Raw genomic sequence first — 7,997 nt, forward strand, 5'->3', positions numbered from 1 at the left:
TTTTATTAGTTTTCAATATAAAAATGACACCTATACCAAGCTCTTGTGGGTGGTATAGGTGTCATTAAAATAATCTGTAACATCAAATTATTGATTAGTATAGAAAAGTCTTAATAAATACATCATAAGATTATCTTACGATGCATCCAAATCGCAAAAATATTAAACATATTATTTTACTTTAACAATAATAGAACGATTAGGATATCTCATCTTCTTATCTTTCAACCTATTATAAATATTCTGTTCCTCAGAAGTTAGGTCTGCCTTACTAGATAGAATATGTATGTGAATTGGTTTCTGTTCTTTTTCTAGCTCTTTTTTCTCTATCAAATAGTTGTTTAAAGTATATTTTTTATAATTTTCATCGGTTTCCTCATCAAATAAATAGTATATTTGATCTAAATTTAAATCAATTTTTAGAAAACCTGTTTTTCCATAACTATATAGATAGTTTAATTGTGATTCGTAAGAGTATCCATTATATTCTAATGTGGATCCAGTTTTATTATCCAATATATAATTTTCACCCTTGGAATATCCCAAAAAATAACGAGGTTCATATATATATGAATTAGATTCACCAATATAAATTATTGAACCTACTACTAAAAGAACAATACCTATAAAAATACCTAATATATATTTCATTTCACTATGCACTCACTTTAGATCAAATAATAGTATCAATTTGAATCCCATATTTAAAAGGTTTGATAATTCCGGCTCTCTGCTCTAAATATGCAATATTAGCCGCAGCAATTAATGCATTCTCCTTAGATGCACCTTTCACTATAGACCACAACTTATTTATATACTCAGTAGAAAGCTCTGCCGGAGGAATAGGTCCGATTTTATTATCGTAATCAGGAATCCATTCAAAATTATATATATCTTTTGCTTGCCCATAATTAATTTCTTTTTTGTAATATTAAAGTCACTTTATTAGAGCCTCGTTCTTTAAACAGTTCGAGATAAATATTAGTATCATAATCACGACCAACAATACGATTCTTGTTAATTTCATTCCAGACTATATTTTGTTTTGAAAGTATCTCTTTAACATCGTCAATTGTAATAGAGTCATATGTAATTTCAAGATTATTATTTTGATAGGCTCGACCAGATGCATAGTATTCTTCACTTACTTTTTTAAAAGATATATCCTCTAATTTTTGCTCGTATAATTGAAGGCTTTGCATTTGCTCTGGCCTTTTAATATACGCATGTAAAGAAACAAGTCCAATTAGTAGGAATCCAAATAAGGCAAAACCGACATAAAACTTGACTGTAAATGGCAAACTACTCAATTTAAAACAACTTTTATTCATATTCCACCACTAATCTTAATTTTCATTATTAATAACTTTAACGCTAATTAAATATTACCAACTACAGATTCCAAGAAAGATTAAAAGAATACTCTGTCCTACAGACACAGCAATTCGACCTATACCTATAATACTAAGTCCATATCTTTTCCCCTCTTGGCACATAAAATATTCATTCAGATTTTGCTTTAGTGCAAACATTTCTCCCCAAAGAAGGCCCGCGAGTATTAATGAAAAAATCGAAAAACTATGTAAAATCCTCCCCCCAAAAATAACCATTAATTCAAGCATCAACAATTGACCTAATTGTATCATCGTAAGAAGAAGACTTTTCTTAGTATTTGCTCCTGCAATAGTTATTGCATTATTCCGTATAATATATATTGCATACATACCAAGTAAAATACTACATAAGATGCGCCCAGCATTCATAATTTCTCCTCACTAATCTTTTTTCGATATTTAGATTCCCTCTACTATATTTTATTTGTCTAACTTATTTAAAGAGCAAAGAAAAAGCTAAAACAAAACTAGCAACAACATATAAGATACCCGCATCTACAATATTACCTATAATATAAAGAATTACTCCTATTACTAACAAAACTATTCCAAAATTCATTTTATCTATCTTTCTCTAATTTAACGATTATAGAATTTGTGTTTATATCACGAAAAATTTCAACCCAAATATTATCATCTACATCATATCCTATAAAGTGACTCTTATTTACTTCACGCCAGTTTATCTTTTCTTCTGCAAGTATATTCTTCACTGATTCCAACGTAATGCTTTTATATGTCTTTTTAAAAACATAAATTTGTCCGTTTTTACCTGTAGCAAAATGCTCTTCACTTACTTTATGCACAGATATACTTGCTAGTTTTTGTTCATATACTAGTAGTTTTTGTATTTGCTCCGGCCTTTTAATATACGCATGTAAAGTAACAAATCCCATTATGAAGAGTCCCAACAATATAAAACCAATATAAAATTTAACCCTAAAAGGTGTTCGATCTAATATAGATTTTACACCGCTCCATACTTTCATAATGTCTCCTATACTATCAATTAATATTCATTTCACTTCTATATTTCAATTATATATTAAACCAACTTATATCACCAACGGATATTTTAATATTGTTATCTTTTATTTATTTTTATATTCAGCCTTAACAAATAATGCCAAAGTGTTAGCACGGGCATTTATACTATAGTAATACAAAAGCACCATCTACCTAGGTCCGACTTATGTGTCGTTTCCTATTAAGATAGATGGTGCTTTTAAATCACTCTAATTCAGTTGTTCAAATAAACATGTTCCATTCACATACAAGGTAGTATCTTAAACTACTTTATATTTCGTCGTGCCGCTAAGCTACCAGCGCTGTTAGCTAGGCCCGCCCGATTGATATGTGGGTTCCCATGTTTGTACGTTTTTGGCTTGCTACTTTTATCTTCTACTTTTGATTTCTCAAATTTAGTAAATAGATTGTCTAGCTCGCGCAAGAGCGCACGTTTTTGTGAGTCTTTCAACTCGAATACGTCCCCTTTATAGGCGATGTATTTATTCTTTAATACTGGACTGAGATCATAGATGGGCTCGTGTTGTTCTCCATTTACATCTAACAGCTCATCCAAGGTCAATCCATAATAGCGAGACAGGGCACAGAGTGTATCTAAATCTGGTTCGCGATACCCTGTTTCGTAATTTGAAAGCGCCGCATTACTGATACCTACGGCCTTTGCTACTTCGATTTGGCTTTTGCCCATGCGCACGCGAGCACGCTTTAAGTTCTTATAAAACTGCATGTTCATCACCTACATCGATACATAAACAACTACAAACTATATATTTTATAATAATGTATCACTAATTTTTATAGTAGTGTATCACTGATTTTTTTGAAAGCTTCATCAGCTACGGCTAATGTGCGTTCGATTTCACTGCTCTTGTGGCAGATAGATACGAAGTTACTTTCATAAGGGCTTGGTGCATAGTAAATACCATGGCTCAAGTTATGGTGGAAGAACATTTTAAATTGTTCTTCATTGCACGCTGCTGCATCATCAAAATTCTTAACTGGTTTATCAGTGAAGAAGATGGTGAACATGGAGCCTACACGTTGTACTACAACAGGCACATTGTATTGGGCTGCCAAACGTTCAAAGCCTTCACAAAGGGCGATAGTTGCGTCTTCTACTTGTTTAAAGATAGTTGGATCTCGTTGCAAAATGGAAAGCGTTGCAAGACCAGAAGTAACGGCAATAGGGTTACCGCTCAATGTACCAGCTTGATAAATAGGACCAGCTGGTGCAATTTGATTCATAATCTCACGGGAGCCACCAAATACAGCAAGTGGCATGCCACCGCCAACGATTTTACCAAGGCATGTAAGGTCAGGTTTAATATTGTAACGTTTTTGTGCACCACCACTACTAGCGCGGAAGCCACACATTACTTCGTCAAAGATTAATAATGCGCCATGAGCCTTAGTTACTTCTCGCAAGGTTTCAAGGAAGCCTGGTTCTGGAGGCACACAGCCCATGTTACCTGCTACAGGTTCTACGATGATAGCCGCAATAGTATCGCCGATTTCGTCGAATAATTTGCGAACTGCATCAGAGTCATTGTACGGCAATGTTATGGTATTTTCTGCTACACCTTGAGGTACACCAGGGCTATCTGGCACGCCAAAGGTAGCAAGGCCAGAGCCAGCTTTCACCAAAAGTGCATCACTATGACCATGGTAACAACCAACGAATTTTACGATGCGATCGCGACCAGTATAGCCACGAGCTACGCGCAACGCACTCATAGTCGCCTCTGTACCGGAGTTAACGAGTCGGATAACCTCCATAGATGGCATGAAGGCTTGCACCTTTTTAGCCAATTCTGTTTCTAGTAGTGTAGGCGCACCATAACTAGTGCCGCGAGGAATCGCCTCTTGCAGGCTTGCGATAACCTCAGGGTTCGCATGGCCCAAAATCATAGGGCCCCAACTTAACACATAGTCGATGTATTCGTTGTTGTCGATATCATAAATACGGCTACCGCTAGCGCTGCTGATAAACGGAGGGTTAGAACCTACGCTGCGGTAGGAACGAACAGGACTGTTTACGCCACCTGGCATATAACGTTTAGCCTCTTCAAAGGCTTTTTCAGATTTACCGAGTTGGAACATGGTTTCTCCTTACTTTTGTAACCATTTAGCAATATCTATAGCATGGTACGTAATGATGATTTTAGCACCGGCGCGCTTCATAGAAAGCATTGTTTCCATAACGAGGCGTTCTTCGTCGATAAGACCAGCTGCAGCAGCGGATTTAACCATCGCATATTCGCCAGATACATTGTATACCGCTACAGGCAATTCATAGCGGTCACGTGTTTCACGAACGATATCCAAGTAGGACAAGGCTGGTTTAATCATGATAATATCAGCACCTTCAGCGATATCCAGCTCGATTTCTCTGAAAGCTTCCAAGCGATTAGCTGGGTCCATTTGATAGGACTTGCGATCACCAAATTTAGGAGCCGAGTTAACAGCACCACGGAATGGACCATAGTAAGCGGATGCGTATTTTGCAGCATAGCTCATAATAGATACATTAGTATAACCTGCCGCATCAAGGGCTTCACGGATAGCACCTACACGGCCATCCATCATATCGGATGGAGCCACCATATGGGCACCTGCTTCCGCTTGGCTTACCGCTACTTTACAAAGCAATGGCAATGTTTCATCATTTAAGATTTCATGGTCATCAATCATGCCACAATGGCCTGTTGTTGTATATTGACACAAGCAAACATCAGCTACCACCAATAGGTTTGGCACAGCTGCACGGATGGCTTTGATAGCTTGTTGTACAGGTTGGGACATATCCCATGCAGAGGAACCTTGTTCATCTTTATATGTAGGAATACCGAAGATTTCTACGCCAAGAATACCAAGATCATATACCTCTTGAGCCATTTTTACAGCTTCATCAACGGATAAGTGGTATTGGCCTGGCAACGTATCGATTTCTTTTTTGATACCTTCACCAGGAACGATAAATAATGGATAAATTAAATCAGTTACGTCGAGTGTCGTTTCCCGTACCAAATCACGCATTTCTGGATTGATACGCAAGCGGCGAGGACGGTATGTTAAATCGTACATGTAATCCTCCTATAGGCCCTATAGGGCTCATTAAAATCTTAGAAGCTAGCTCCTATGAGATATTGTTATTCCATAAACAGAAACAACTATATGCTATCCTTATTAAGCCTTAGCATCATTTATGATAGCGTTAACTAAGCCATCAGTTGTATATACATCGCTGATGACAGCAGGTTTAAGACCTGCACTCATAGCTGTAGCAGCTGTGATAGGTCCGATGCAAGCAATCTTAGTATTACCTAATAGTTTCAATGCATCATCGCCCAATAATTGAATTGTATTGGTTACTGTAGAGGAACTTGTAAACGTAATGTAGTCTACAGTACCTGCAGTTAATGCATTGATTAATGCTTCTTGTTGAGATGTATCTTGTGTCGTTTCATATAAACGCAAAATATCTACATCTATATCATGATGACGCAAAGAGCGTGGAATTACGTCGCGCGCTACTTTTGGTTGGATGAGCAATACGGAGTCCCCTGCTTTGATCTCTTCTTCAAGAGCCTTTACAGCAGATTCAGCTTTATAGTCTACAGGAATAATATCTGGAACAATGCCGTATTTTTGAAGTTCACGAGCTGTAGCACAGCCAATAGCTGCCACTTTAGAATTACCTAATGCACGTGTATCCTTGCCCTCTTTATAGAGAGCATCAAAGAAGTAACGAACCCCTTCACCAGATGTGAATACGATGCATTGGTATTGTTTTGTATTATTGATGATACGACGATCTTCATCAAACAACTCCAATGGAGATGTTTTAATCGCTGCCGCTTCTACTACATTAGCACCTTGAGCTGCTAATTTTTCGCGGAATGCACTAGCTTGGGAGCGAGCCCGTGTAACTACAATAGTTTTACCGAATAACGGTTTATTATCGAACCATTGTAATTTTTCACGAAGGTTAACTACATCGCCTACTACGATGATAGCTGGCGCTTTTAGTTGTGCCTTTTCTACGTCTTCTACTACATGTTCAAGGGTAGATACGAGAACTTCTTGAATCGTTTTTGTACCCCAACGAACAAGCGCTACTGGTGTAGAAGCTGGACGTCCATGAGCCATCAATTTTTCTGCAATAGTAGGCAAGTTGCCAACACCCATTACAAAGCAAAGTGTATCTACCGCTGTAGCAAGGCCTTCCCAATGAATGCCAGATACGGCTTTAGTTGGGTCCTCATGACCGGTTACAACCGCAAAGGATGTAGCCATAGCGCGTTGTGTTACAGGAATACCTGCATAAGCAGGGGCTGCAATTGGAGATGTTACGCCTGGTACGAATTCAAATGGTACACCAGCTTCCCCAAGGGCCATCGCCTCTTCACCACCGCGACCGAACACGAGTGGATCACCGCCTTTTAAGCGCGCTACGATTTTTCCTTCTTTACCTTTTTGAACTAATAACTCGTTGATTTCCCATTGGTGCATTGTGTGATCTTTACATTGTTTACCAGCGTAAATCAATTCTGCATCTGGGCGTGCCCATTCGAGTAAATGAGCATCTGCTAAATAGTCATATACAATTACATCTGCTTTTTCAATGCATTCGCGACCTTTTACAGTAATGAGTTTAACATCGCCAGGGCCTGCACCGATTAGATATACCATACCTGTCATTTTATGATTCCTTCCTCTATGAGAGCATCCACAATATGTTTGCCACCTTCTTCATATAAGGCTTTTGCAAGGTTTTTACCAAGAATTTCAGCTTTTTTTGCTGGGCCAGAAATTTCTCCTTCGTATACCGTTTTACCGTCGAGGGAAGCAATCATGGCCTTTAATGTCAATTGACCTTTATGGATAGTACCATGTACCCCCATCGGCACTTGGCAACCACCATTTAACTGACGCAAGAAACTACGTTCCCCTTCAACGGCATAGCGTGTAGCTTCGTCGTTAATAGGAGCTAGCATTTCAAGCATTTCCGTATCGTCAGCACGGCACTCGATAGCGAGAGCACCTTGACCAACGGCAGGAATCATTTCATCAGCTTTAAAGACTTGGGTAATTTGATCATCTAAGCCTAACCGTTTTAAACCTGCTTGTGCCAAGATAACACCATCTAATTTTTCTGTTTCAATCTTGCTCAAGCGAGTTTGTACATTGCCACGGATAACCTCCACCTTAAGGTCTGGTCGCACATGCAATAATTGGGCTTGACGGCGCAAGCTACTTGTACCGACGCGAGCACCTTCAGGCAATTTATCTAATGTTCTATACACAGGGCTCACAAGTGCATCGTAAGGAACTTCACGGGCGGAAATAGCGCCTAAAGTAAGACCTTCTGGCAACTCTGTAGGCATATCTTTCAAGCTATGTACGGCGATATCAATGTCGCCTTTATGCATGGCCTCTTCTAGCTCAGCGGTAAATAAACCTTTACCACCAACTTGAGCCAGTGGTTTCTCTAGGATACGGTCACCCTTTGTATTAAAGTGAACTAGCTCTACCGTAATATTGGGGTACAGACGTTGTAATTCTGCACTAATATGT

Annotated in this window: 9 protein-coding genes; all 9 read right to left on the reverse strand. The window is 38.4% G+C overall.

The window, feature by feature from the left end; all coding sequences use genetic code 11:
- Positions 1–171: 171 nt before the first annotated feature.
- Positions 172–651 (reverse strand): hypothetical protein, encoded by a 480-nt coding sequence (locus tag QZR70_RS02820; RefSeq protein ID WP_295792977.1) that lies wholly within the window; start codon positions 649–651, stop codon positions 172–174.
- A gap of 260 nt (positions 652–911) precedes the next feature.
- On the reverse strand, positions 912–1,331 hold the full coding sequence (locus QZR70_RS02825) for a hypothetical protein (RefSeq protein WP_295792979.1): 420 nt from the start codon (positions 1,329–1,331) through the stop codon (positions 912–914).
- A gap of 54 nt (positions 1,332–1,385) precedes the next feature.
- Entirely contained in the window at positions 1,386–1,763 is a 378-nt protein-coding gene (locus QZR70_RS02830) for a hypothetical protein (protein WP_295792981.1), read from the reverse strand.
- Between the two features lie 191 nt (positions 1,764–1,954).
- Positions 1,955–2,383 (reverse strand): hypothetical protein, encoded by a 429-nt coding sequence (locus tag QZR70_RS02835; protein WP_295792983.1) that lies wholly within the window; start codon positions 2,381–2,383, stop codon positions 1,955–1,957.
- Between the two features lie 302 nt (positions 2,384–2,685).
- Positions 2,686–3,147: a helix-turn-helix domain-containing protein gene (locus QZR70_RS02840; protein ID WP_265137706.1), complete on the reverse strand. Its 462-nt coding sequence runs from the start codon at positions 3,145–3,147 to the stop codon at positions 2,686–2,688.
- Between the two features lie 68 nt (positions 3,148–3,215).
- Positions 3,216–4,520, reverse strand: a complete 1,305-nt coding sequence (gene hemL / locus QZR70_RS02845; protein ID WP_295792985.1) for a glutamate-1-semialdehyde 2,1-aminomutase — start codon at positions 4,518–4,520, stop codon at positions 3,216–3,218.
- A 9-nt stretch (positions 4,521–4,529) separates the two neighbouring features.
- A complete protein-coding gene (hemB, locus tag QZR70_RS02850) occupies positions 4,530–5,504 on the reverse strand; it encodes a porphobilinogen synthase (protein WP_039969007.1) in 975 nt (324 codons plus the stop codon).
- Positions 5,505–5,606: 102 nt separating this feature from the next.
- Positions 5,607–7,121, reverse strand: coding sequence for a uroporphyrinogen-III C-methyltransferase (gene cobA / locus QZR70_RS02855; RefSeq protein WP_295792986.1), 1,515 nt, complete (start codon positions 7,119–7,121; stop codon positions 5,607–5,609).
- The coding region (hemC, locus tag QZR70_RS02860) for a hydroxymethylbilane synthase (protein ID WP_295792988.1) at positions 7,118–7,997 on the reverse strand (880 nt) is incomplete at its 5' end. The genes cobA and hemC, both read right to left, overlap by 4 nt.

This window comes from uncultured Veillonella sp., assembly GCF_900545205.1.
Taxonomy (GTDB): domain Bacteria; phylum Bacillota; class Negativicutes; order Veillonellales; family Veillonellaceae; genus Veillonella.